Annotated in this window: 19 protein-coding genes; 11 read left to right on the top strand and 8 right to left on the bottom strand. The window is 76.0% G+C overall.

Translation table 11 applies throughout. The features are described from left to right. Positions 1-144: 144 nt before the first annotated feature. The 4 genes from THESUDRAFT_RS07880 to THESUDRAFT_RS07865 are packed head-to-tail and all read right to left on the bottom strand — an operon-like array spanning position 145 to position 6,118. Positions 145-864 (bottom strand): imidazoleglycerol-phosphate dehydratase, encoded by a 720-nt coding sequence (locus THESUDRAFT_RS07880; RefSeq protein ID WP_006904238.1) that lies wholly within the window; start codon positions 862-864, stop codon positions 145-147. Then, on the bottom strand, positions 861-3,896 hold the full coding sequence (gene hisD / locus THESUDRAFT_RS12975; RefSeq protein WP_006904237.1) for a histidinol dehydrogenase: 3,036 nt from the start codon (positions 3,894-3,896) through the stop codon (positions 861-863). Before hisD ends, THESUDRAFT_RS07880 begins: the two co-directional genes overlap by 4 nt. Further along, the gene (hisG, locus tag THESUDRAFT_RS07870) at positions 3,884-4,657 is read right to left on the bottom strand and encodes an ATP phosphoribosyltransferase (RefSeq protein WP_006904236.1); all 774 of its coding nucleotides are present in this window, start codon (positions 4,655-4,657) and stop codon (positions 3,884-3,886) included. Before hisG ends, hisD begins: the two co-directional genes overlap by 13 nt. Before the next feature lie 48 nt (positions 4,658-4,705). After that, positions 4,706-6,118 (bottom strand): ATP phosphoribosyltransferase regulatory subunit, encoded by a 1,413-nt coding sequence (locus THESUDRAFT_RS07865; protein WP_006904235.1) that lies wholly within the window; start codon positions 6,116-6,118, stop codon positions 4,706-4,708. 335 nt (positions 6,119-6,453) lie between these two features. Here THESUDRAFT_RS07865 and solA point away from each other — a divergent pair, with 335 nt between their 5' ends. The 4 genes from solA to THESUDRAFT_RS07845 are packed head-to-tail and all read left to right on the top strand — an operon-like array spanning position 6,454 to position 10,647. After that, positions 6,454-7,587 (top strand): N-methyl-L-tryptophan oxidase, encoded by a 1,134-nt coding sequence (gene solA / locus THESUDRAFT_RS07860; protein WP_006904234.1) that lies wholly within the window; start codon positions 6,454-6,456, stop codon positions 7,585-7,587. A gap of 3 nt (positions 7,588-7,590) precedes the next feature. Continuing rightward, positions 7,591-8,565 (top strand): DMT family transporter, encoded by a 975-nt coding sequence (locus tag THESUDRAFT_RS07855; RefSeq protein ID WP_006904233.1) that lies wholly within the window; start codon positions 7,591-7,593, stop codon positions 8,563-8,565. Next, positions 8,547-9,536 (top strand): ornithine cyclodeaminase family protein, encoded by a 990-nt coding sequence (locus tag THESUDRAFT_RS07850; RefSeq protein WP_006904232.1) that lies wholly within the window; start codon positions 8,547-8,549, stop codon positions 9,534-9,536. The genes THESUDRAFT_RS07855 and THESUDRAFT_RS07850 overlap by 19 nt, the downstream gene beginning before the upstream one ends. Then, a complete protein-coding gene (locus THESUDRAFT_RS07845) occupies positions 9,523-10,647 on the top strand; it encodes a DMT family transporter (RefSeq protein WP_006904231.1) in 1,125 nt (374 codons plus the stop codon). The genes THESUDRAFT_RS07850 and THESUDRAFT_RS07845 overlap by 14 nt, the downstream gene beginning before the upstream one ends. An 82-nt stretch (positions 10,648-10,729) precedes the next feature. Here THESUDRAFT_RS07845 and THESUDRAFT_RS07840 read toward each other — a convergent pair whose 3' ends face one another. The 4 genes from THESUDRAFT_RS07840 to THESUDRAFT_RS07825 form a co-directional block, all read right to left on the bottom strand. After that, complete coding sequence (locus THESUDRAFT_RS07840; RefSeq protein ID WP_006904230.1) at positions 10,730-11,155, bottom strand: YerC/YecD family TrpR-related protein; 426 nt, start codon at positions 11,153-11,155, stop codon at positions 10,730-10,732. A 35-nt stretch (positions 11,156-11,190) separates the two neighbouring features. Continuing rightward, on the bottom strand, positions 11,191-11,736 hold the full coding sequence (locus tag THESUDRAFT_RS07835) for a Fur family transcriptional regulator (RefSeq protein WP_006904229.1): 546 nt from the start codon (positions 11,734-11,736) through the stop codon (positions 11,191-11,193). A 152-nt stretch (positions 11,737-11,888) separates the two neighbouring features. Next, on the bottom strand, positions 11,889-14,078 hold the full coding sequence (locus tag THESUDRAFT_RS07830; protein WP_242823285.1) for a heavy metal translocating P-type ATPase: 2,190 nt from the start codon (positions 14,076-14,078) through the stop codon (positions 11,889-11,891). 488 nt (positions 14,079-14,566) lie between these two features. Then, a complete protein-coding gene (locus tag THESUDRAFT_RS07825) occupies positions 14,567-14,878 on the bottom strand; it encodes a hypothetical protein (RefSeq protein WP_006904227.1) in 312 nt (103 codons plus the stop codon). 174 nt (positions 14,879-15,052) lie between these two features. On the opposite strand from THESUDRAFT_RS07825, the gene THESUDRAFT_RS12390 reads away from it, so the two are divergent. The 7 genes from THESUDRAFT_RS12390 (at position 15,053) to THESUDRAFT_RS07785 (ending at position 24,128) form a co-directional block, all read left to right on the top strand. Next, complete coding sequence (locus tag THESUDRAFT_RS12390; RefSeq protein WP_006904226.1) at positions 15,053-15,976, top strand: DUF554 domain-containing protein; 924 nt, start codon at positions 15,053-15,055, stop codon at positions 15,974-15,976. A 111-nt stretch (positions 15,977-16,087) separates the two neighbouring features. Next, complete coding sequence (locus THESUDRAFT_RS12385; protein ID WP_006904225.1) at positions 16,088-16,930, top strand: LysM peptidoglycan-binding domain-containing protein; 843 nt, start codon at positions 16,088-16,090, stop codon at positions 16,928-16,930. A gap of 307 nt (positions 16,931-17,237) precedes the next feature. Next, positions 17,238-18,896: a hypothetical protein gene (locus THESUDRAFT_RS07805; RefSeq protein ID WP_006904224.1), complete on the top strand. Its 1,659-nt coding sequence runs from the start codon at positions 17,238-17,240 to the stop codon at positions 18,894-18,896. A 225-nt stretch (positions 18,897-19,121) separates the two neighbouring features. Continuing rightward, positions 19,122-20,063: a hypothetical protein gene (locus tag THESUDRAFT_RS07800; protein WP_006904223.1), complete on the top strand. Its 942-nt coding sequence runs from the start codon at positions 19,122-19,124 to the stop codon at positions 20,061-20,063. A gap of 49 nt (positions 20,064-20,112) precedes the next feature. Beyond that, positions 20,113-21,036 carry a response regulator transcription factor gene (locus THESUDRAFT_RS15060; protein WP_006904222.1) on the top strand — a complete coding sequence of 308 codons (924 nt, stop codon included), beginning with the start codon at positions 20,113-20,115 and terminating at the stop codon, positions 21,034-21,036. Positions 21,037-21,320: 284 nt separating this feature from the next. Beyond that, positions 21,321-23,393 (top strand): ATP-binding protein, encoded by a 2,073-nt coding sequence (locus THESUDRAFT_RS07790; protein WP_006904221.1) that lies wholly within the window; start codon positions 21,321-21,323, stop codon positions 23,391-23,393. A 255-nt stretch (positions 23,394-23,648) separates the two neighbouring features. Next, a complete protein-coding gene (locus THESUDRAFT_RS07785) occupies positions 23,649-24,128 on the top strand; it encodes a phosphoribosyltransferase (protein ID WP_242823376.1) in 480 nt (159 codons plus the stop codon). Positions 24,129-24,154 lie beyond the last annotated feature (26 nt).

Genomic DNA, 24,154 nt, shown 5'->3' with positions numbered 1-24,154 from the left:
CACCCGCCCGCCCGTCCTTCCCACCCGCCCGTCCTTCCCACCCGGTCCGGCCGTCCGCCCGGCCGGCGGGTTTCCCGCGGACTGCCTGACCGTCCGGCCCGGGATGCCGGCCCCAGGGTGCCGGCGGGCACCCTGGGGCCGGCTCTACTCCAGCACGCCCTTGGTGGAGAGGGGGCCCCCCGGCCGCGGGGCGAGGGCCTGGGCCAGGGCCCTGCCGGCGGCCTTCCAAATCGCCTCCAGCCCGTGGTGGGCGTTGCGGACCCGCAGCAGGTCGACGTGCAGGGTCAGGCGCGCCTCCACGGCCACCGCCCGCCAGAACTCCTCGGCCAGCTCGGTGTGGAAGGCGCCGAAGCTGCGGGGCGGCACCTCGACCGCCCAGACCAGGTAGGGGCGGCCGCTGGCGTCCACCACCACCCGGGCCAGGGCCTCGTCCATGGGCACGTAGGCCGCACCGAAGCGGGCCACAGCGCCGTAGCCGGCGGCCGCCTGGCGGAGGGCCCGGCCCAGGCAGATGCCCGTGTCTTCCACCGTGTGGTGGCCTTCCACCTCCAGGTCGCCCCGGGCCTGAAGGTCCAGGCCGAAGCCCCCGTGCACGGACCAGGCCGTGAGCAAGTGGTCGAAGAAGGGGATCCCCGTTTCGATCCGGGCGGCCGGGCGCGGGTCCGTCCCGTCCAGGTCGATCCGGCAGCGAATGGCGGTCTCCCGCGTGGACCGCTCCACCAGGGCCCGCCGGCCGCCGGCACCGGCCGGGCTCGCCTCGGCGGCTGCCGCTCCGGCCCCGCCCGGGCCGGCCTCCTCGGCACGGCCTGGCAAGAGACGTTGTGCTTCTGGACGTTCCATCCCTGGACGTTCCATCCCGGTCATGCCGGGCTCCCTCCCCGTTGCGAGAGGCCGGACCCGGCCGGAGCGGCCTGGGGCTGGTGCCCAAGGCCGGCGAGAGCGGCCGCCAGGGCATCCAGCAGGGCCGCGTTCTCTTCCTCCGTGCCCACCGTGACCCGCAGGTAACCGGCCAGGGACGGCTCCCAGGGGAAGGACCGCACGGCGATGCCCCGGGCGGCCAGGGCATCCTGCAGGGCGGCGGCCCGAACGGGGTCGGGGGCCGGGGGGGCGCCGGGGCGACCCAGGCTGGTGCGGGAGCCAGCCTCGGCGCCGGTCCCTGCACCGCTGCCGGCGCCGGCCCGCCCACCGCGACCGGCGGCTTGGTCACCGGCAGCCGTGCCGGCCTGCCCGCCGGCGCCGCGCCCGGAACCGGCCTCGCCTCCGGTTCCGGCCGGTTCTTCCACCCGCACGAGCACGAAGTTTCCCTGGGAGGGCAGCGGCACAAGGCCGGGCAGCCGGGACAGCTGCTCCCTCAAGCGCTCCCGCCGGCGGCGGGTCGCCGCAGCCCGCTTGAGGAAGACGGCCCGGTGCTGGAGGGCCACCCGGGCGGCCACCAGGGACATGGTGTTGAGATTGTAGGGCTGCAGCCAGCGCCCAAGTTCGGCGGCCACCGGCGGGGCGGCCACGGCGTAGCCCACCCGGGCGCCGGCCAGGGCGAAGGCCTTGGAAAGGGTGCGCAGGACCACCAGGTGCTCCGGCGCCCATCCTGCGGGGTGCCCGCTGCAGGCGCCGCGGGCGGTGCCGCTGAAGGCGCCCCTCGAGGCGGTACCGGAGGAGCCCCTCGAGGTGCCGCCGGAGGCGCCGCTGAAGGCGCCATCGAAGGCGCCGCTTAAAGCGGCCGGCGCCGTCCGGCCGAGGCCGTCCAGGATGCTCTGGCCCGCAAACTCGGCGTACGCCTCGTCGACCACCAGCCACAGGTCGGACCGGCGCAGCAGCCCCTCGACCACCTCCGGGGAGCAGGAAAGACCCGTGGGGTTGTTGGGCCGGCACAGGAAGACCAGCTTCTGGCCCGGCAGGGCGTCCAGCACGGGGACCAGGTCGTCCAGCTCCACGGCCCGCTCGGGTGGAACGGGCACCGCCCGGTAGGGCACGCCGGCGGCCGCCGCGGCCGCGGCGTAGTAGCCGAAGGTGGGCGAGGGCGCCACGGCGGCGGTGCAGCGCCGGCCGATGGTGGCCAGCACGGCCTGCACCAGCTCGTCGGAGCCGTTGCCCAGCACCACCGCCTCCTCGGGCACCCCGGCGTAGTCGGCCACCAGGGAGCGGACCGCCTTCCGCAGCAGCCGGGGCGGGTAGCGGTGGGGAGCGCCGTCCTCCAGGGCCCGTGCCAGCTCCCTCACCAGCTCCCGGCGAAGCTCTTCCGGCCACGGCTCCGCTTCATTGGCGTCCAGCTTGATGGGGGCCGGCCTGTCCGCCACGGTGTACCCGGCGGGGACCGCCGGAACGGGCGCCGGGAGGCTCGCCCCCGCCAGCCCGGAGCCGGCCGCGGCCGGAGCACCCTCCGGGGCCGGGCCGCCGTCCGGAGCCGGGCCCCTGCGGGGATCTCCGGCCGGATCGGCTCCCGGGGAGCCCGCCGCGCCGCGGGGGCCGGGGCCTGCGACGGCCGGGCGGCTGCCGCCCGCCGCCCCGGCCTCGCTGCGGCCAGGGGCAGGACCGCCGGCCGACCCAGGCCCGCCGGTGCGGGCCAGGGCGGAACTGCCGGCGCTGCCGGCCGATTGCCTTCCCGCCGGCCCGGGTTCGCCGCCGCCGGCCGGTTCTTCCCGCAGGGCGACACTGGCCGCATGGGCGGGCAGCCCCTCGGCCTCGGCCAGGGTCCGTGCGGCCGGCGCCCACGCCCGCACCCCTTCCCGGGAGCCGGCGAAGAAGGGGATGGTGCGGACGAAGGCTTCCGGACCCAGGGCCGCCTGGAACCGGGCGGCGCCGCCCGTGGGAAGGATGTGGTTGGTCCCGGCGGCGTAGTCGCCGGCCGCCACCGGGGCGTACGGGCCCAGGAACACGGCCCCGGCCGCCCGCACCTGCCCGAGCCACCGCTCCGGATCCCGCACCTGCAGGCTCAGGTGTTCGGGGGCCAGCCGTCCGGCCAGTTCCACCGCTTGCGCCAGGCTGGCGGTCTGCACCAGGAATCCCCGCTCCAGCGCGGCGGCGGCGATGGCCGCCCGGGGGGTCCCGGCCAGCTGCCGGTCCAGCTCCGCCGCCACGGCTTCCAGCAGCGCCCCGTCGGGACTCAGGCAGCCCACGACCGCCAGGGGATCGTGCTCGGCCTGGGCCAGCAGGTCGGCGGCCACCCAGGCGGGGTCCGCCCCGTCGCCGGCCACCACCACGATCTCGCTGGGGCCCGCCAGGGAGTCGATCCCCACCCGGTGGGCCACCGCCGCCTTGGCGGCCGTCACGTAAGCGTTGCCCGGCCCGGCGATCTTGTCGACGGCCGGCACCGTCTCCGTCCCGTAGGCCAGCGCGGCGACGGCCTGGGCGCCGCCGGCCCGGATCACCCGGTCGACCCCCGCCAGGGCGGCGGCCGCCAGCACCACCGGCGGGACCGTCCCGTCGGGGCGGGGCGGCGTGGCCAGCAGGATCTCCCGGACCCCGGCCAGCCGCGCCGGAAGGGCCGCCATGAGGACGGTGGAGGGGTAGGCCGCCCGCCCGCCGGGGACGTAGAGGCCCACCCGGTCCAGAGGCCGCACCACCCGGCCCAGCCGGTTGCCGGCCTCGTCGGTCCAGGCCACGCTCTCCGGGACGAACCGGCGGTGGTAGGCGGCGATGCGGGCGGCGGCCTGTTCCAGGGCCGCCCGCAAGGCGCCGGGAAGGCCGGCCAGCGCCCGGGCCGGCGCCTCGGGCGGGAGCAGCAGCTCCTCGCGGGCGAGGGAGGGGGCGTCCCAGCGGCGGGTGTACTCGAGCAGGGCCTCGTCCCCGCGGCGGCGCACGTCGTCCACGATGGCCCCGGCCGCTTCGCGGACCTCGGGCGCGAAGGGCTGGCGCCGGTCCAGTTCGGCCAGAAGCTGGGCCGGGGTCAACCGGCGCATGGGCTTTCCCTCCCCTCGGCGGCCGGCTGCCGGGCGGGCGCCTCTCGGGCGGCCGCCTCCAGCCCCTCGGCCAGGGGGAGGAGCCGCTCTTCTTGCAGCCGCAGGCTGGCCTCGTTGGCGATCAGGCGGGCGGTGCTGTTGAAGAGCACTTCGTACTCCACCAGCCCATGGGCCCGCAGGGTGCGGCCCGTGGCCACCAGGTCGACGATCACGTCGGCCAGGCCCACCAGGGGCGCCAGTTCCACCGACCCGGCCAGGGGGATGACCTCCACCTCCGCCGGGCCGCCGCCCAGGGCCCGCCGGGCGCAGGCGGGGTACTTGGTCGCCACCCGCAGCCGGCCCGCCTGCAGCCGGCGCCAGGGCCAGAGCCCGGCCCCCGCCGGCGGGCCGGCCACCACCATGCGGCAGGCCCCGGCACCCAGGTCGGCCAGTTCCACCACCCCGGGCGGGTCGAGCCAGCCGCCGCGGGCGTCGCCGGCCTTCTCCTCCAGCACGTCCTTGCCGGTGATGCCCAGGTCCGCGGCACCGAAGGCCACGTAACTCCACACGTCCCCCGGGCGGACCAGCAGGAGCCGCACGCTGCTGGCCTCATCGACCAGCACCAGGGCTTCCGGGTCGTCGCCCGCGGCCAGGGAAGCCGCGGCGGCAATGCCCGTCCGGGCGCAGAGGGCGGCCACCTCCGCCAGCATCCGCCCCTTGGGCAGGGCCAGGGTGAGGGGCCGCTCACCCCCGGCCCGGGAATCTCCAGGTACATAACGCATTCAGGCATCGCTCCTGGGTGCGCACCGTTGCCCTCACGAGGGCGCCCGTCACCGGGCGGCGGGCCGGGCCATGCGCAGGACCCGGCGGCGCCCGTCCAGCCAGAGCAGGCGCAGGCACCCCCGCCGGCGGGCAGCGGCCAGCGCCTCTTCTTCCGAGGAGGCACCGCAAAGGACCACCGCCGACGCCCCCTGCTCCCGCAGGCGGCGCGCCTCCGCCCACAGGCGGCCGGCCTCGTCACCCGCCGGGCCCGCCACCAGATAGTCGATGGCTCCCGCTACGGGCCCTTCTGTCCCCGGGCCGCTTCCCGGGAGCTGTTCCGGCGGGACTGCCCCGGGCACCCGGCCCGCCGGGAGGCCGCCGGCGCCGGGGCCCGGGCCCTCGGGCGGACCGGCCGCCTCGGCCACCGCCTCCAGATCGAAGGCCACCCCCACCGCCGGTCCCCGCCCACCCAGGCGGGCCAGCAGGCCGTCGTACCGCCCTCCGGCGGCGATGCGCCGCCAGCCCGCGAACACCTCGATCACCAGTCCGGTGTAGTACTCGAGGTCCCGCACCAGCCCGGGCTCGAACCGCAGGCGCTGGGCGGCGGCCGGGAAATAGCGGCCGGCCGCCCGGAGAACGGCGGCCAGCTCGGCCGCCGGTGCCGTCCCCAGCTGTTCGAGCCGCTGCAGAGCGTCGGGGAGGGGAAAGCTGCCGGTCAAGAAGCGATAGCTCTCCGTAGCCCTGCCTGCCCCCAGCGCCGCCTCCAGGTGCCGGCGCAGGGCGACCCGGTCCCGGCGCGCCAGGGCCGCGAGGGCGGAAGCGGCGGCGGGTTCGTCCAGGCCGGTGGCCGCCAGGTAGTCCTGCAGCACGCCGGTGTGGCCCACGGCGACCCGGGCGGGGAAGGGGATGCCCTCCGGTCCCGCTGCCTCCAGCGCCGCGGCCGCCCCCGCCGCCGCTTTCAAGGTTGCGGCCGCCTCCACCGTCGCTTCCGTGGTGGGGGTGGCGGAGGCCGTGGCGGCCGTTCCCGGTGCCGCCAGGGCATCCAGGGCCTCCAGCAGAAGGCCCAGGATCTCCACGTCCCCCTCCGGCGCCGGCGAGCCCAGCAGCTCCACACCGGCCTGGGTCACCGCGGTGAAGCGCCCGTCCCGCGGATCCCGCCGGAAGACGGGGTCCAGGTAATAGAGCCGCCAGGGATCGGCCCCGTCCAAGCGCGACGCGGCCCAGCGGGCCACGGCCAGGGTGTGGTCCGGGCGCAAGGCCAGCACCCTGCCCGCGGGATCGACGAAACGGCACAGGGCGGTCTCGGGGAACACCGCCAGCAGCTCGTCCCGGGCCTCCTCCCAGAGGGGGGTGCGGATGCGCCGGTAACCCCAGGCGGCAAAGCGCCCGGCCAGGCGGCGGCGGGTTTCCTCGGCCGGGTCGGCGGCCAGGGCTGCCGGTGCCCCGGCGGCCGCCGGCAGGGTGAGGGGGACGGGTGGCATACCGGGCGACCTCCTTGCTGCGCCTTGCAGCGAGCATCCCGCTTGCTTCAGTTCTTTAGCACTTTAACACGATAAAGAAGCGGAGGCAACCCCAGCCGGTGCCGTTTCGCCACCGCCATGGTGCCGGGGTGGCGCGGAGGAGACGGGTGACGGGAGCGGCGGCGAGTCGCCGGCCCGGGGAGCCGAGGGCGCCGGCCTGGCACGGGCTGGCGGATCCTGGATCATGCTTCCGGCTGCACGGGAAAGGGTTCGGGCCCGCGGTGGGGAATTGCCACTGCAACCGGTCCCGCGGCGCTTGAGCGGGCCCGCGGCCGGCAAGCAGGGAGGCATGCTCCGTGTACGACGCGATCGTAGTGGGCCTGGGCGGCATGGGCGGCGCCATCGCGTACCACCTGGCCCGCCGTGGCCGCCGGGTGCTGGGGCTCGACCGCCTGGCCCCGCCCCATGATGCGGGTTCGTCCCACGGCATGAGCCGGATCATCCGGCAGGCTTACTTTGAAGACCCGGCCTACGTGCCGCTGCTGCTGCGGGCGTACGAGCTGTGGGAGGCGCTGGCGCGGGACGCCGGCGAGACCTTGCTGGTCAAGACCGGCGGCCTCATGATCGGGACCCCCGACTCGGCCATCGTGGCGGGCAGCACCGAGAGCGCCCGGCGCCACGGGCTTTCCTACCGCATGCTCAGCCCGGAGGACGTGGGCCGCTGGTTCCCCGCCTTCCGGCTGGAACCCCACGAGGTGGCGGTGTACGAAGAGGCCGCGGGCGTGCTGTTCCCGGAAAAGGCCGTGGCGGCCCATCTCCGCCTGGCCCGGGCGGCGGGCGCGGAGCTGCGCCTGAACGAGCCGGTGGAATCCTGGGTGGCCGGGCCGTCGTCGGTATCGGTGCGCACCACCGCCGGGCGTTACCAGGCGGAGCGCCTGGTGCTGGCGGCCGGCGCCTGGAACCCGAAGCTGCTGGGCGGGTTCTTCCCCATGGAGGTGGAGCGCCAGGTCAGCCTGTGGTTCCGGCCGGCGGAGCGGCCCGACTGGTTCGAGGAGAACTTCCCCGTCTTCATCTGGGACCGGGGGGACGAGCCGGCCCTCTACGGCCTGCCCGGCCTCAACGGCGAGGGCATCAAGGCCGGCCTGCATCACGGCGGCCAGCGGGGGGATCCCGACCGCCTCCCCCGGGAGGTCACGCCGGAGGACATCGAGCCGGTGCAGCGGCTGCTGGCCCGGCGGCTGCCCCTGCTGGACCCGGAGCCCCGGCGGGCGGCGGTATGCCTCTATACCAACACCCCGGACCTGCACTTTCTGGTGGGTCCCCATCCCGATCATCCCGCGGTCCTGCTGGCGGCGGGGTTTTCAGGGCACGGGTTCAAGTTCTGCCCGGTGATCGGGGAGGCGGTGGCCGACCTGGTGGAAGGCAAGGAGCGGCGCGACCTGGCCCTCTTCGACCCCGGCCGGTTCCGGGCGGGGCAGGGGAGGTCGTAGCCCGTGGGTTTGCGGGGGATGGCCTACGTCCTGGCGGCGGCCGCCCTGTGGGGGACCCTGGGTGTGGTGGCCCGGCTGGCGTATGCCGGGGGCGCCCAGCCCGGCGAGGTGGTGTTCTTTCGGGCCGCCATCGCTTTCGTGCTGGCCCTGGCGGTGGCCCGGCGGCAGGGGGTGGCCCTGGCCGTACCGCGCCGCCGGTGGCTGCTTCTGGGCGCCTACGGGACCATCAGCGTCGGCCTGTTCTACCTGAGCTACTTCTGGGCGGTGCGGATGCTGCCCGTGGCCGTGGCGGCGGTGCTGCTGTACACCGCGCCGGTCTTCGTCGCCCTGCTGGCCCGGCTGTTTTTAGGGGAGACCCTGGGGCTCCGGCGGCTGCTGGCCCTGGCCGTGGCCCTGGCGGGCGTGGTGCTGGTCAGCGCTCCGGACCCGTCGGCCGGGATCCGCTGGGGAGGGGTGGCGGTAGGCCTGCTGTCGGGTCTGACCTATGCCCTCTACAGCATCTTCGGCAAGGTGGCCCTGCGGGACCTGGACCCGGCGGCGGTGGTGGTCTACACCCTGGGCATCGGCTCCCTGGTGCTCCTGGCGGCCTTGCCGCCCGGGCGCCTGCTGGACCTGGCCTGGTCGCCGGCGGTCTGGTGGTGGGTGCTGCTGCTGGGCGTGGGACCCACCTTCCTGGCCTATCGCCTGTACACCGCCGGCCTGCAGTGGGTGCCGGCCTCCACGGCCTCCATCGTGGCCACGGTGGAGCCGGTGGTGGCGGCCCTCTTAGGCTGGCTGGTGCTGGGGGAGAGCCTTTCGGCCGGCCAGGGGGCCGGGGCGGTGCTGGTCCTGCTGGCGGGGTGGCTGGCCCAGGAGGGGCTGAGCCTGCGGGCCGCCGCCCGCGCCACCGGCGGGCCGGAGGGTCATGGTCCCCGGGGCCGGCGCCGGGGCTCCCCTGATGGAAAGGAGGCGGAACGCCCGTGCCCGTCCGCTGGCTGAACGCCGCCGCCGTCGAGCGCTGCCTGCCCATGGCGGAGGCCGTGGATGCCATGGCGGCCGCCTTTGCCGCCGTCAGCGCCGGCCGGGTGGCCATGCCCCTGCGGCTGGCCGTCGAAGCACCCGCCGCCGGAGGCACCACCCTGTTCATGCCGGCCCACGATCCGGAGCTGAACTACACCGTGTTGAAGACCGTCTCCGTCTACCCCGGCAACCCCGCCCGGGGGCTGCCGGCCATCGGCGGCCTGGTGATCCTGCTGGACGGGGCCACGGGGCAGCCCGTGGCGGTGATGGAGGGGGCCACCCTGACGGCCCTGCGCACCGGCGCCGCCAGCGGCGCGGCCACCCGGGCGCTGGCCCGGGAAGACGCGACGGTGCTGGCCGTGCTGGGCGCAGGGGCCCAGGCGCCGTACCAGGTCCTGGCGGTGTGCGCCGTGCGCCCCATCCGCCAGGTACGCATCTACAATCGCACCCGGCAGCGGGCGGAGGCCCTGGCCCGCTGGCTGGAGGGCCGCCTGGGCCCGGGGGTCGAACCGGTGGTGGTGGGCACCCCTGCCGAGGCCGCCCGGGGGGCCCACGTGATCTGCACCGCCACCAGCAGCACCGCTCCCTTGCTGGACGCGGCGGACCTGGCGCCGGGGACCCACATCAACGCCGTGGGCAGCTTCCGCCCGGCCATGCGGGAGCTGGGCCGCGACCTGGTGGCCCGCTGCCGGCCGGTCTTCGTCGACCAGCGCCAGGCCGCCGGGGAGGAGGCGGGGGAGCTGATCGACGCCCTCCAGGCCGGCGTCCTTGAGCCCCAGGATCTGGTCGAACTGGGCGAGGTGCTGGCCGGCACCCACCCCGGCCGGGTTCGTCCGGACCAGGTGACCCTGTTCAAGAGCTGCGGGCTGGCGGCCCAGGACCTGTACGCGGCGGTCCGGGCGTGGCAGCGGGCCCGGGAGCTGGGGGTGGGGCAGGATGTGGAGCTGTAAGGGGGGGCTCGAGGCCGGTCCCAAGTCGGGCCGCCAGGCCGGTCTCAACGCCGGCCGCCGGGCCGCCCCGCGCCAGGGGAGGCCGCCCGGTCCCGGCGGGGGCGCAGGGCCGGTGCACCCGCTGGCACCCCTGCTGGCCCTGGCCGGAGCCGTGCTGGCCATCTCCTTTTCGTCGGTGCTGATTCGCTACTCCCAGGCACCCAGCGCCGTCATCGCCTTCTACCGCATGGCCCTGACCACGCTGCTGCTCTTGCCCTGGGCCTGGCGGGATGCCGGCCGCGTCCGGCGGCTGCCGCCGCGCCTGCTCTGGGCCAGCGTCTTGAGCGGCGTGCTGCTGGCGGGCCATTTCCTCACCTGGATCGCCTCGCTGCGCTACACGTCGGTGACCGCCTCGGTCCTGCTGGTCACCTCCCACCCGCTCTACGTGATGGCGGCCGATGCCTGGCTCCTGCGGGAGCGGGTGCCCGCCCGGCGGCTGCTGGGCGCGCTGCTGGCCCTGACCGGCGTGGCCGTGGTGACCTTCGCCGGCGCGGGGGCGGGTGACCTGGCCGCGGGCGGGACCGCCCTCTACGGGAACTTCCTGGCCGTGGCGGGGTCGTGGTTCTTCGCCGGGTACATCCTCATCGGCCGCCGGGTGCGGCAGGTGCTCCCCGTCATGCCCTACACCACCCTGGTGTACGGCGTGGCCTCGCTGGTGATCGCCGCGGGGCTGGCGCTGACGGGCACCCCCTTCGGCCCGTACCCCTGGCGCGAGATGCTGCTCTTCGTCGCCCTGGCCGTGGTGCCCACCCTGGGAGGGCACACCGTGCTCAACTGGGCGCTGGAGTGGGTGCCGGCCAGCGTGGTGTCGGTGTCGATCCTGGGCGAGCCGGTGGGGGCGTCCCTCTTGGCCTGGCTGCTCCTGGGGGAGGCGCCTTCGGGGGTCGAACTGGCCGGCGGCGCGCTGACCCTGGCGGGCCTGTTCGTCGCCACCCAGACGGCGGGACGGGAAACGGAGCGGCTGAGGGGCGCGGCCGGGGCGGCGGGAACGGCGGGTGCGGGCGGTGCGGCCGGCGGGGGCGGCGCTGCCAGCGCGGCGGCGGTGGAACCCGGCCCCGGCAAGCGGCTCTGAAACGCCCCCGCCGGGCGCTGCAACAACGTGGGGCCGCAGCAGCAACGTAGGGCCGCGGGGGCTCAGCAGGAAGTGCACGCCCTCACGGGGTGCCGCTTCGTTCCCCGCCGCCGGCGTCCGGCGGGGACGAGGTGCCGCGGTCGGGGGCCGTGGCGCCAGGGGGGGGCGCGCTTTCCACCCGCGGGTGGCCGGCGGGCTCTGCACCCCCGCGCTGCCGCTGGGCCAGCCGCTCCAGCACCAGGCGGTAGCCGTCGGCACCGTAATGCAGGAAGCGGTTGATGCGGCTGATGGTGGCCGAGCTCATCCCCGTCTCCCGCTGGATCTGCTCGTAGGTCTGGCCGCGGGCCAGGCGCTGCGCCACCTCGAAGCGCAGGGCGAGGGACTGGATCTCCCCCACGGTACAGAGATCCTCAAAGAAGCGGTAGCATTCCTCCAGATTCTCCAGGGACAGGATGGCCTCGAAGAGTCGATCGACCCGGGGGTGCTGTAGGCGGGACTGGTAGGCCACTGGGGCTCCTCCTGTCCGGTCCGGCCGGCTGCCGGTCAGGCTTCTTTGGGCAGCACCGCATCAGGGTTGCCGGACTGCTGGGGGCCGGCCGTCTCCCCACCGCCCGCGGTGGCCGCGTCCCCCGTCGCGGGCAGGCCGTCGCGAGCCCGCCGCTCCTGGCACCGGGGGCAGATCCCGTAGAACTCGAAGCGCTGTCCCAGGATGACGAACTCCGAGCGCTCCGCCACCCGCTGGCCGATGCCCTCCAGGGCGCCGGCATCGACGTCGAAGATGGCCTTGCAGTCGATGCACTGCACGTTGGCGTGGGCGTGGGGGTTGCCGTCGTAGCGCTGCACATCCCCCGGGAAGCCCAGCTGGCTGGCAAGGCCGAGTTCGACCAGAAGTTCCAGGGTGTTGTACACCGTGGCCGGGCTGATCATGGGGAAGCGCTCCCGGGCCTGCTGGTACAGCTCTTCGGCGCTGGGGTGGTGGGAACGGCGCGCGTTCTCCTGCAGCAGCTCGTAGATGGCCAGGCGCTGGGCCGTCACCCGGTACCCGCGATCTGCCAGAAGTCGCCGGAATTCGTCCATGGCCAGGGCCATCGCGCTCACAACCTTTCGCCGGCCGCTGCGGCCCCGCGGGCCGCTGGATCCCGTCCTGGCATCGAAGGCCGCGAAATTCTGCGATTCCCGATAAAATAGTTGCAACTCTAAATAGATCCTATTTTGATCTTAGGTTGGCGTTCGGAAGGGGGTCAAGAGCCCGTCCTCCCGCTGACTTCCGCCGGCGCCGCCGCGCTGTGCCTCGCCGGCCGCACGGCCAGCATCCGCAGCCCGTTGAGCATGGCCAGCACGGTGCTACCCTCGTGCCCCAGCACGCCCAGGGCCAGCTCCAGGCGCCCCACCAGGGTCAGGCTCACCAGGACCACGATCACGCTCAAGGCAAAGGCCAGGTTCTGCCAGATGGTCCGCGTCGCTCGTCGGGCCAGGTCGAACACGAAGGGCAGCTTCTCGATCTCGTCGCTGACCAGCACCACATCGGCCGTTTCCAGGGCCACGTCGGTGCCCGCGGCGCCCATGGCGATGCCCACCCGGGCCCGCGCCAGGGCCGGGGCGTCGTTGACGCCGTCGCCCACCATGGCCACGGGTCCCAGGGTGCGGGACAGTTCTTCCACCGCCTGGAGCTTGCCTTCCGGCAGAAGGCCCGCCCGGACCTCGGTGATGCCCAGCTGGGCGGCGATGACCCGGGCCACCTCCGGGCGATCGCCGGTCAGCATGACGGGGATGAGCCCGGCCCGGCGCAGGGCGGCTACGGCCTCGCGGGCTCCCGGGCGGGGCGTGTCCTGGACGGCGATGCAGCCCAGCAGGTTCGGGCCCACGCCGGCCAGCAGGACCGTCTTGCCTTCCCGGGCCAGGCGCTCCATGACGGGCTCGGCCGCCGAGGGGTCGGCGCCGTGGCGGCGGGCGAACTCCGGGCTGCCGGCCCAGGCCAGGCCAAGCCCGGAGCGGGCCGCCACCCCGAACCCCGGCTCCGCCTGGGCGTCCTCCGCCTCGGCGGGGGTGATTCCCTCGGCGGCGGCCGCTGCCAGGACCGCCCGGGCCAGGGGGTGCTCGGACAGGCGCTCGGCCGTGGCGGCTGCCTGCAGCACGGCTTCCCGGGTGGCGCCGCCCAGGGGCACCACGTCGGTCACCCGCGGCTCGCCCCGCGTCAGGGTGCCCGTCTTGTCAAAGGCGACGACCCGGACGGAGGCCAGTTCCTCCACGTAGCGGCCGCCCTTGAGCAGGATCCCGCGGCGGGCGGCGTTGGCCACGGCCGACAGGACGGGCGCCGGCGCGCTGATGGCCACGGCGCAGGGCGAGGCCACCACCATCAGGACCAGGGCGCGGTAGATCGTCTGGGCAGGGTCGGCACCCCAGAGCAGGGGCAGCCCTGCGGCCAGGGCGGCGACGGCCACCACCGCCGTGGCGTAGACCTGCTCGATGCGGTCGATCAGGCGCTGGGTGCGGGACCGGTCCTCCTGGGCCGCCTGCACCAGGGCGACGATGCGCGCCAGCATGGTGTCGGTGGCGGGCCGGGTCACCTCCACCTCCAGGCCGCCCAGCTGGTTCATGGTGCCGGCGAACACCTCGTCGCCGGGACCCTTGGCCACCGGCACCGACTCGCCGGTGATGGCCGCCTGGTCCACGGTGGAACGGCCGGCCCGCACCCGGCCGTCGATGGGAATCCGCTCGCCCGGCCGGACGGCGATGACGTCGCCTACCCGCAGGTCTTCCACGGGCACCTCCTCTTCGGTGCCGCCGGGCCGCAAACGGCGGGCCGTTTCCGGCGCCAGGTCCATGAGGGCGCGGATGGCGCGGCGCGTGCGGTCCATGGCGTAAGACTGCAGGGCGTTGCTCAGGGAAAAAAGGAAGAGCAGGGTGGCGCCCTCTTCCCAGGCACCCAGCCCCGCCGCCCCCAGGGCCGCCAGGACCATCAAGAGGTCGACGTCGATCACCCGCTGGCGCAGGGCCGCAAGGCCCGAAAGGGCGGCCGGGGTGCCGCCGGCCAGGTAGCTCGCCACGTAGAAGAACAGGCTGGCGGCCGGGGGCGCCCCCAGCCGTTCGGCCGCCACGCCGGCCAGCAGGCAGGCCAGGGTGGCCGCCGTCAGCACCGCCAGGTGGTGCCGCGCCCAGAAGCCGGGTTCTTCCGGCCGGGAGCGGGGCCGCGGAGCCGCAGCGGGGCCGGACGCCTCCCCGGATCCGGCCGATCCCCCGGGTGTCCCGGCCCGCTCCCGGCCGGCAGGCACCGCCGCCCGAACCGGCCCTGGGAGAGCGGCCGGTGCTTCGGCCCCGGCGGCCCGGGATGCACCGGTCCCGGTGACGCCGGCCGGCCCCGCCGCAGCGGCTCGCCGGCGGGTTGCCTGTTCGTCGTGAACCGCCTCAGGGACTGCCGGGGAACGGGCCACGTCGAAAGCCTCCTTCAAGCCAGCCTCCGCGCTTGTTGCCACACCCGGATAGGTGGTGCCGCGGCCGGTCGTCCCGCCGGCTGCGGGCTGGCGCAGGATTCTTGAAACTGAATTCCAGTCGCATTTGTTGATACTGTGTCCAACTTTGTAATGAGTATAAAATTTGGGTCTGCCGCCGGTCAACGGGTGGGTGTGCTGCCGGTCCGGCCCGGCGAAGGAAAGGGCCACCCTTGGCGCCCGCGCCGGCACCCGTTCCGCGCAGGGGCCACCCGGGAACCCGGGCGGAGGCCCGGGACGGCCGGGATCGGCCGGGACCGGAAACAGGGGCGGGCGCCCGTCCCAGCGGAAGGGGAAGCCGAGCTGCCGGTGGAGGGCCGGGGAAGAAGCCGGGGCCGGCCCAGGGGCCGGCCCCGCTGAAGAACATCATCCGGTGTTCCTGTGGTGCAGCGCGGGTGGCGCCGGCTTGACGATCAACCGGCGGCATCCTTTCACGATGCCGCCCGGGCGCCGGCGCCGCCGGCCGGGTTCGACCGGTTCGGGCGGTGCTGCCGGTACCGCAGCTCGTATGCCACGGCCCCCAGCGCCAGCCCGGCCGCGCTCATCAACCCGCCGGTGACCAGGACCAGGGGTGCCCGCAGCCACGGGTTGGGAACGCTCTCCAGGACCAGCATCATCAAAACCAGGAAGAGTGCCGCCGCCGCGGCCAGCCCGGCGGCCAGCAGCCGGAGGCGGGCCGGGCCCAACCCTTCGACCCGAAGGAAGAACCGGTGAGCCCTGGTGGGCGTCTTCCCTGCCGTCACGGTGTCACCGCCTTTGTTGCCCACCCTGCGGGGAATGCATCGACATTGAAGATACCATGAGGTCCATGCAGGCCGCCAGCTGCCGGGCAGGACGACCGGCCGGCCCTCTAGAAGCTGCTTCGGCCGCGTGCTACGTTGTTGTCATTCCACGATCTTGCAGGGAGAGGGGCGCCGATGAAGGGGCTGGGGACCCTGATCAACGTGGTGACGGTGCTGGCCGGCTCGGGGCTGGGGTTGTGGCTGGGCTCGCGGCTGCCCGCCCGGACCCGGGAGGTGTTGACGGGAGGCCTGGGGGTCGTCACGTTGCTGATCGGCCTGGACATGGCACGGGCGACGGGGAACATCCTGATCGTTCTGGGCTCGGTGCTGGCCGGCGGGCTGGTGGGGACGGCGCTGGACCTGGACGGGCGGCTGGAGGCCATGGGCCGGACGGTGGAACGCGCTCTGCTCCGGGCATCCCGGGGCACCAGGCCGGCCGTGGCGGCCGAACGGGCCGGGCGCCCCGAGCCGGCCCAAGTCCCGCTGGCGGTGGCCGCGGCGGGAACGCCGGCGGGGACGGGCCCGGGGGCCGGAACCGGAGCTGGTGCCGGGCCGCGGCCGGCGGTCGTCCCCGCCGGTTCCGGCCCGGAGGACGGCCGCCCGGAGGCCGGTCACCCGCAGGCGGGACCAGGCCCGTTGCAGGCGGGGGGCGAGGGCGCCATCGCCCGGGGCTTCATTGTCGCCAGCCTGCTCTTCTGCGTTGGACCGATGACCTTCCTGGGTTCGATCCAGGACGGGCTGGCGGGCGACTACCAGCTGCTCGCGGTCAAGGCCACCCTGGACGGCTTTGCTTCCCTGGCCATGGCCCCTGCCCTGGGGCCGGGCGTGGCCCTTTCCGCCCTCACCGTGCTGGGGGTGCAGGGGAGCCTGACCCTGCTGGCCGGGTTCATCAGCCCGTGGATCAGCGAGCCCATGCTCAACGAGCTGACCGCGGCGGGCGGGGCGCTGGTGGTCATGATCGGCCTGGGCCTGCTGGACATCCGGCGGCTGCCCGTGGCCAATTTCCTGCCTGCCCTGGTCTTCGCCCCGCTGCTGGCCCGGCTGGCCGGCCAGGGGTGACCGGGCGGGGCGCGGCGCCGCCTGCGGGGACACCAAACGGGTTGCTGCGGCGTAGGGTGAAAGGAGCACTCCCCCAGCGAGCCTTTGCAGCGTGGAGGAGGTATCGACCCGATGCCTGACGGCAACCCCGATCAAGGCGGCCTGGCCGGCGGTGCCCCCACCCGGGGAGGCAATCCTCCGGCGCCGGAGCCGTCCGGTGAAGGCGGCCTGGCCGGCGGCGCGCCGGCCCGCGGCGGCAACCCCCCGGCGCCTGAAGGGGGCCTGGCGGGAGGCGCCCCGACCCGCGGCGGGAACCCACCCGCCCCCGCGGCCCCGGCGGAAGGGGGCACGCCCCAGGAGCCCGTGCCCCAGCTTGGCCCGGCGCCCGCCGCTCCCGCCGGTGAGACGGCGCCTCCGGCCGGGCCGGGCCCGGAGAAGGCCGCAGCCCAGGGCGGCGCCCCCGAAGGCGTGCCGCCGTGCCCCGGCGGCCAGCCGGTCCAGGTCCAGCCGGGGGACACCCTGTTCCTACTGGCCCAGCGCTACGGCGTTCCGCTTGCGGCCGTGATCCTGGCCAACCCCCAGATCGTCGACCCCGACCGCATCGTGCCCGGGCAGTGGATCTGCATTCCTGCGGCGCCCCCCGGCTGCCCCGGCGGCCGGCTGGTGGTGGTGCAGCCCGGCGACTCCCTGTTCACCATCGGCCAGCGCAACGGGGTGCCCGTGGAGGCCATGATTGCCGCCAACCCCCAGCTGGCGGACCCCAACCAGATCCAGCCCGGCCAGGTGGTCTGCGTACCCCGGGCGCCTGCGGGGTGCACGGGCATCCTGTACGTGGTCCAGCCCGGGGACACCCTGTTCCAGATCGCCCAGCGCTTTGGCGTGGAGCTTCAGGACCTCATCGCCGCCAACCCGCAGATCACCAACCCGGACCGCATCTGGCCCGGCGAGGTGGTGTGCGTCCCGGCAGGGGGATGAACCGGCGGGCGGGGCCGCCCTCCGGCCGCCCCCGCCGCGACCCCGGCATGCGCAGCCTCCGGCGAGCGAGCCCGGCCGGGCGGAACCGGCCGGGCTCGCTGCCTTTCTTCCGTGGCGGCGGCGTTCTTCCGGGCCGGGACGGCAGCTTTCTTCCGGGGCGGCGGCGCCCCCCGGGAGCCGCCGGGGCATACTCCCTCCAGGAAAGGGGACGGCTCGTCCCCGTCCCCAACAATCCCCTCCGGCGCGGCTCCGAGCCGCCGTGCGCGGCTCCGAGCCGCCATGGCCGGAGGGTGGAGGAGCGGAGAGCATGGCGAACCGAGCGGGCGGCAACGGTCAAGACCGGTCGCCCCGCCGCCCCGCGACCCCGCGACCTGCCGGGGGTGAGCGGGCGGCTGCCGAACCGCGGCGGGCGGGGGTGCCGGCGGCGGGCGGGATCGGCGGCCGGGAGGCGGGCGCCGCGCGCGGGGCCGCCGGTGCGGGCGCCGCGGGCGGGGCCGCCGGTGCGGGCGCCGCGGGCGGGGCCGCCGGCGGCGAGGCGGCGGGCCGTGGCGGCGGCGGGGATCAGCCCAGGACCCCGGAGAGTGGCGGGCGTCGCCGCATGGTGCCCCAGCCCCTGCGAGCCCGGCCCATCGGCCTGCGGGCCGCCCGGGCGGGCGGCCGGCCCACCGGGCCCATTCCCCTGCCGGCCTACCAGCTCGAGGGCGCGGGAGCCGATGGGACGCCGGGACCGGGACGGGCGGGTGCCAACCGCACGGGGTCCATGGGAACCTCGGGGCCGGGCGCCGGCGGCGGCACGGGCGGCGGCGTGGCGGGCGAAACCGGCACCGTGACGGGACCGGGTCCCAACCAGAAGGACGACATCCGCCAGTCCTTGTGGGTGCGGCGGCCGGACCTCTTCTACGGCAAGCCCAACCGCGGCAGCCACCGCGCCGCCTTTGCGGAACCCCTGGCACCGGAGCGCGAGCAGCTGCAGGCGCCGTCGGACCCGGCCGCCCTGCGCCGGGAGGGGGTCGAACGCGTCCCCGCGGCCCGCGAGCTTCTGCCCCTGGGCGAGCAGGGGGCGCCTGCGGCGGCGGGCTACCTGCCCGCCCGGCCGTCGGAGGGCCGGGTCGACCGCCAGGTGGCCCGGCAGCTGACCCAACGGCCGTCCCCCAGCTCCCAGGGAAAGCCCGTTGCCCGGACCCGCCCGGCCGGGGTGGCCGCGGGTACCGTGCGCTGGGAAGCGGCGGGTGAACCCGGGGAAGGGATGACCGGTCCCGTCCCGGCGCAGGCCGGGCCTGGAGCGCCGGCCGCCGGGCGCGGGGACCCGGCCGCGGACGTCACGGCCCCGGCCAGGGCGCCGGCAGCCGCCGGCCCCGGCGACGGGGCCGAGCGGGAACCCGCTCCCGGGGACGGGCCTGCGGGCCCCGGCGAGCCTGCCGGTTCCTCCGAGACGGGTCCTGCTGCGATGGTTCAGGAAGTGGGCGGCGCCCCCGTGCCGCTGACGCCCGAGGCGGCCCTGGCCGCGGCCACCGGCCCCAACGCCGCCGGCAGCGTGCGCGAGAACCTGGGGGCCACGTTGCAAGCCTGGGCCGGGCACGAGGTGGCTCCCCGCAGCCAGGTGGCCGGGGGGCAGCCCGCAGGAAACCCCGAGGCGCGCCCGGCGGCCGCAAGCCCCGGCGCGGGCGGGCAGGAGCAAGGTGGAGGCGGGCAGGATCGGGCGGGGGAGGCGCCCCTTGGGGATGCCGCCGGCGGCCACCGGCTGGAGGCGGCGGCGGAACTGCGGCCCCGCCCGCGGTTGACGGCGACCCTGCGGCCCCGCTCCTTTCCCCAGGGCAAAGCCGCGGCGGGCATCTACGGGCGGCCGCCGGGCGACCGGTCCACCGATGCCACGGCCCTGACCCGCGGTGCCATCCGGGCGGCGCGGGAGCGCTGGGAGTCCCGGGACGGCGGCGGGGAGGGCGGGCAGGAAGGCCGGACCCCGTAACGAAGAGGGCAACGATCTGCACTGGCTGGACTCAGGGGGTGCACGCGGGGGGGCCGGGGCGGCCCGGACGCCGGACCGGGACCGGCACCGGTCGCGGGGAGGGTGGGCAACGCCCTTCCCCCGGCGGGCCAGGCCATCCCGCCGGACGGGGGCCGCTGGTGCCGCCGGACGGGCTGCACGGATCGGCAGGACGCGCCCGCGCCCTAGGTGAGGTGAGCAAGGGCGTTGACGTCATCGCCTGTGGACGAACCCGCCGGCCGGCGGATTGCCGCGGCCCTGTGGGGCCTGGCTTGTGGAGAGGCCGTGGGACGGGCCTGGGGTTCCCCCCAGGCCGCGTCCGGGTGGCCCACGACGCCCCCGGCGGGCCCAGCCGGCCTCCGCGTGGGCCCGGCGACCCGCCTGGTGATCGCCCTGGCCCGGGCCGTCGCCGCCGGCGAGGGCCGGGTCGACCCCAGCCCGCCTGTGGAGGTCACCGCCGCCCTGGCCGGTTCTGCGCCCGGTCCCCTGGATCCGGCGCTGTGGGCGGTGGTGGCCGGCCTCATCAACCGGCCTGACGATCTGCAGTGGCTGGTGGAGGACGGGGTTGCCCTGGTCCAGGTGGTGGCCGGTGCCGCGCCGGTCCCGCCGCCGGCTCCCGCAGCCCTGGCGGCGGCCGCCGCCGTCGCTGCAGCCGTGTCGGCGGCGGTGGCGGGGGAGGGGCCGGAGGCGGTGCTGGACCGGGCCACCGAAGCCGCGGCCGCGGCCGTGGCGGTGGCAGGTTCGGCCGCAGGGGGTGAAGAGCCGGCCGCCGCCGTGGCCCATGCCCTGGACACCCTGCGCCTGACCCTGGCGGGGCGGGGGGCGGGCGAGCCACCGGGCCGGCTGGCCGCCATCCTGCGCAGTCGCTGGGAACCTGGCCTTGAACCCAGCCGGGCCGTCCCCTTTGCGCTGGTCCTGGCGGCAGCCTGCGGTGACGCCGGGCGGGCCATCCAGGAGGCGGCCGGCGCCGGGTTGCCCGGTGCCGCTTCACCCGGCGCGGCGCCGGTGGCGCCGGTGTTGGCCGCTCTGGCGGGCAGCGTGGCCGGGGCTCTGGCCCCCGCCAGCGTGCCCGCCGCCTGGACCGGTGCCCTCGACGAGCTTGCCCAGGACATGGAGCGCCTGGTCCCGGAACTGGCCCGCTTGCGGTAGCGTCTTGTTCGGGGAGATCCCCCGCGCCGGATGGGAAGGAGGCGGTGCCGTGTCCGAGCGGATCCTGTTGGTGGATGACGAGGCCGCCCTGGTCAAGGGCCTGCGCCGGAGCCTGGAGCAGGCGGGCTTCGAGGTGGAGGTGGCCACCGACGGGCGCCAGGCCCTGGAGAGGTTCGCGGCGGGCGGCATCGACCTCATCATCCTCGACCTGATGCTGCCCGAGGTCGACGGCCTGACGGTCTGCCGGGAAGTGCGCAAGACGTCCCAGGTCCCCATCATCATGCTGACCGCGCGGGACGAGGACGTGGACCGCATCGTCGGGCTCGAGTTGGGGGCCGACGACTACGTGGTGAAACCTTTCAACCCGCGCGAGCTCATCGCCCGCATCCGGGCGGTCCTGCGAAGGGTGAAGCCGGCCGGCGGAGTGGCGGCCGGCGTGGCCGTGGGGACGCCCGTGGCGCCCGGCCGCGCCGGCGCCCCGGCCGGTGGGCCCGGCAGGACCCCCGGCGGTACGGGGGCGGCGGGGGCAGCCGCCGGGGCAGGGCCGGCCACGGGGCAGGGGACGGCCGGGGCGGCTCCAGGGGCCGCAGCCCCGGGGGAGGGCGAGGGGGAGGTCCTGGTACGGGGACCGTTGCGCATCGACCGGGCCCGCTACCGGGTGACGCTCCAGGGGCGCGCCGTGGAGCTGACCCCCCGGGAATTCGACCTCCTGCTGGTGCTGGCCCAGCGGCCGGGTCGTGTCTACACCCGGGAACAACTGCTGGAACAGGTATGGGGGTACGACTACGCGGGCGACACGCGCACCGTGGACGTGGCGGTGCGCCGGCTGCGGGAGCGCCTGGAACCGGACCCCGCCCACCCCGTCTTCGTCCGTACCAAGTGGGGTGTGGGCTACTATTTTGCTGAGCCGGAGGAGATCGCCCGCCGCCTGGGCGGTGGGGAGGCGGAGCCCGGGACCGGCGTAGGCCGCTAGCGCCGGGTGGGGAGCACCCCCGTCACCGCCGGAGGCCGGCGGGGGCCGTCAAGCGGTGGCCGGGAACGGTACCCGGCCGGGACCGGTCCGAGCGCCGGCGCCATGTCGCGGAAGAGGCGCTGCCCGTGCTCCGGGACGCGGCCCGGCGGTGCTGCGGTGCCACGAGGCCACCGGCTGGCCGGCCGCATCGCCGCCCCCGGCGGGAGCCGCGGCGGGAGCCCCGGCCGTTCCGGCGGGCGCCCGCCGCCCCTCCGTACCACCCTTGCCATCGGGAGACGGGTACCTTGTCCCTGCGCTGGAAGATCATCCTGGCCTTGCTGGCCGTGACCCTGACCAGCCTGGCCGTGACGGTCCAGGTGGCCAGCGACACCACCCGGGGTGTGCTGCTGCGCGACCGGCAGTCCCGGGCCCTGGCTACGGCAGCCTTCTTCGCCGGCAGCCTGGGCGATGCCATCGCCGAAGGCGACCGGGAGCGGCTGGCCAACCAGGTGGCGGCCCTGCGCCTGCAGGACCTGGGCCGGCTGCTGGCCGTGGACGACGCCGGGTTCGTCCTGGCCGACACGGCGGCGGGCACCGATGCCAGCCTGGTGGGCCACCGCCTGGAACACATCGAGATCGTCAGCGCCCTGCAGGGGGTGAGCCGTGCCGGCGTCCGCCGGCTGCCCGACGGCCGGTACGCCATGTACGCCGCGGCGCCGGTGCGCGGGGCGGGCGACCGGGTGGCCGGGGCCGTGGTCCTGTCCACCGACGTGACCGACGTCTTTGCCGCCGTGGACCAGATCCGCCGGCGCATGGTGCAGCTGGGGGCCCTCATCGCCCTGGGGGCCGGAGCGGTGGCCTACCTGTTCGGTGCCTACCTGGCGGCGCCCCTGCGGGAGCTGGCCCGGGCGGCGGGGCGCATCGCCCGCGGCCGGTTCGACGAGCGGGTGCCGGCCCGGGGCGGGGACGAGCTGGCCCAGCTGGCCCGGGCCTTCAACGACATGGCGGCCCACCTGGCCCGCATCGACGAGTCCCGGCGCGACTTCATCGCCAGCGCGTCCCACGAGCTGCGCACGCCCGTGGCCGCCCTGAAGACCCTGACCGATGCCCTGATCCACGACCCCGACGCCACCCTTGAGGACTACCGCGAGTTCCTCCGCGACATCGACGACCAGGTGGAGCGCCTGGCGCGGCTGACCTCCAGCCTGCTCACCCTGGCCCGGCTGGACCGGGAGAAGGAGACCGTCGACCTGCGGCCCGTGCCGCTGGCGGAGCTGGTGACGGTGGTGGCGGGGTGGCTGGAGCCGGAGGCCCGCCGGCTGGGTTGCCGGATCCGCCTGGAAGGCCGGGGCAATCCCCAGGTGCTGGTCGACCGGACCAAGATGGAGCGGGCCATCACCAACCTCCTGGAGAACGCCATGAAATACGGCGGGCCCGGCCTGGTGCGGGTGGTCTTCGGCGAGCAGGCGGGCTTCGCCGCCGCGGCGGCTGGCGCCGCCCTGGCCGCCGAGCTGGCCCGGCCGGACGAACCGGCCTCTCCGGAGCCGCCGGCTCCGGGGGTCGGGGCAGCGGGCGCAGGCGGTGCCGGGGAGGCGCCAGGCCCGGGCACCGGCGCCCCAGGCCACGGGGGCGAAGCGGCCGCGGCAGCACCTGCCGGTGGGGACGGTGCGGCGAGGGCTGCGGGAGGTGGGGCCGTACCCGGGGCTCGAGCGGGGAGTCCCTGGGGCCCGGGGGCCGGTCCCGGCCCGGCGGGTGGAGCGGCTGCCGGGCCGGAGCCTGCCCGGCAGCCGGGCGCGGGGCGGGATGGCGATCCCGGTCCGCTGCCGGAGCCCGCGCAGCCGCCCGCGCCGGGGGCTGCGGGGGAGGGGCCGGCCGTGGCGCCGGCCGGGCCGGGCGGCCCGCCTCCCCAGGCAGCGGCCGCCCGCCCGCCGGATGGGGCCGGCCCGCCCGCGGGCGCCGTTCAGGGCGTCCAGGACGAACCCGCCTATCGCGTGGTGGGCGACGACGATCCCCTCCGGCGGAGCCCGCGGGTCGCCTGGGTGTGGGTGATCGACCGCGGCCCCGGCATTCCTGCCGAGGAGCTTCCCCACCTGTTCGAGCGCTTCTACCGCGTGGACCGGGCACGGGCCCGGGGCGGCGATGCGGGTGGGGCCGGCCTGGGTCTGAGCATCGTGCGGGAGATCCTGCGCCTCCATGACGGCGTGGTGGCCGTGGCCAGCCAGCCCGGGCGGGGCAGCGCCTTCGCCCTGTACTGGCCTGTGGTGGAGTGGCCGCTGGGCGGGACGGCTGCGGGCGCCGGTACGGCGGCGGCCGGCGGGGCCGGGGCGTCGGCCGTGACGGCGCCGGGTGCGGCGCCGGGGGCCAGGGCCGCAGGCTGATCCGGCGCCTGCCTCCTCCCGCCTTCTCCTCGTCCGGGGACGGTCCCGTCCCGCGCCGCTGCGCCAGGGGGGCAAGGGCTGGTCACGGCCGGTACCGTGGTTCGGCGCGGATTCGGTACAATGTAAGCAATTTCGCGGACGAAGGCCGATGCGGCCGGCACGTTTCGAGGCGCGGCCGCGAGGCATGCCATTTCCGGACGACCAGGCGGCGGGCCGGGCGAGGGCCCGTTCGTCCGCCGAATCCGGCCCTTGGGGGTGACCGCCATCAGCCAGCCGGTGAAGAAATACCTGACGTGGCAGGACATCGAGCAGCTGGTCGACCGGCTGCTGCAGCAGATCCGCATCGACGAGTACGATGCCATGCTGGTGATTACCCGCGGCGGCATGGTGCCGGCCTGCCTGATCAGCGAAAAGACGGGCATGCGCAACATCCTGGTCGCGGCCGTGATGTTCTACACCGGGGTGGGGGAGACCCTCGACCGCCCCACCTTCCTGCAGTTCCCGCCCGACCCCTACCTGAAGGGGAAGCGCGTGCTGATCGTGGACGACGTCTGGGACAGCGGCCGCACCGTGGCCGCTGTGCGCCACCGGGTGGAAGAGGCGGGCGGCCATCCCGCCGTGGCCGTCATGCACTTCAAGCCCCAGCGCTCGGTGGTGCCGGGGCGGCCGGACTACTACGCCGAGGAAACCGACGAGTGGATCGTCTATCCGTGGGATCCCGAATCGGAGCGGTAACGACGGGTTTTGCAACTTCTCCGACA

The sequence above is a fragment of the Thermaerobacter subterraneus DSM 13965 genome, assembly GCF_000183545.2.
Lineage (GTDB): Bacteria > Bacillota > Sulfobacillia > Thermaerobacterales > Thermaerobacteraceae > Thermaerobacter > Thermaerobacter subterraneus.
The sequence above is the reverse complement of the archived record's forward strand: the minus strand, read 5'-3'. Positions and strand labels throughout refer to the sequence as shown.

Coding starts and splice junctions, on each gene's coding strand:
- THESUDRAFT_RS07880 (WP_006904238.1), bottom strand. CDS start 864: ATGACCGGGATGGAACGTCCAGGGATGGAACGTCCAGAAGCACAACGT.
- hisD (WP_006904237.1), bottom strand. CDS start 3,896: ATGCGCCGGTTGACCCCGGCCCAGCTTCTGGCCGAACTGGACCGGCGC.
- hisG (WP_006904236.1), bottom strand. CDS start 4,657: ATGCGTTATGTACCTGGAGATTCCCGGGCCGGGGGTGAGCGGCCCCTC.
- THESUDRAFT_RS07865 (WP_006904235.1), bottom strand. CDS start 6,118: ATGCCACCCGTCCCCCTCACCCTGCCGGCGGCCGCCGGGGCACCGGCA.
- THESUDRAFT_RS07845 (WP_006904231.1), top strand. CDS start 9,523: ATGTGGAGCTGTAAGGGGGGGCTCGAGGCCGGTCCCAAGTCGGGCCGC.
- THESUDRAFT_RS07835 (WP_006904229.1), bottom strand. CDS start 11,736: ATGGCCCTGGCCATGGACGAATTCCGGCGACTTCTGGCAGATCGCGGG.
- THESUDRAFT_RS12390 (WP_006904226.1), top strand. CDS start 15,053: ATGAAGGGGCTGGGGACCCTGATCAACGTGGTGACGGTGCTGGCCGGC.
- THESUDRAFT_RS12385 (WP_006904225.1), top strand. CDS start 16,088: ATGCCTGACGGCAACCCCGATCAAGGCGGCCTGGCCGGCGGTGCCCCC.
- THESUDRAFT_RS07805 (WP_006904224.1), top strand. CDS start 17,238: ATGGCGAACCGAGCGGGCGGCAACGGTCAAGACCGGTCGCCCCGCCGC.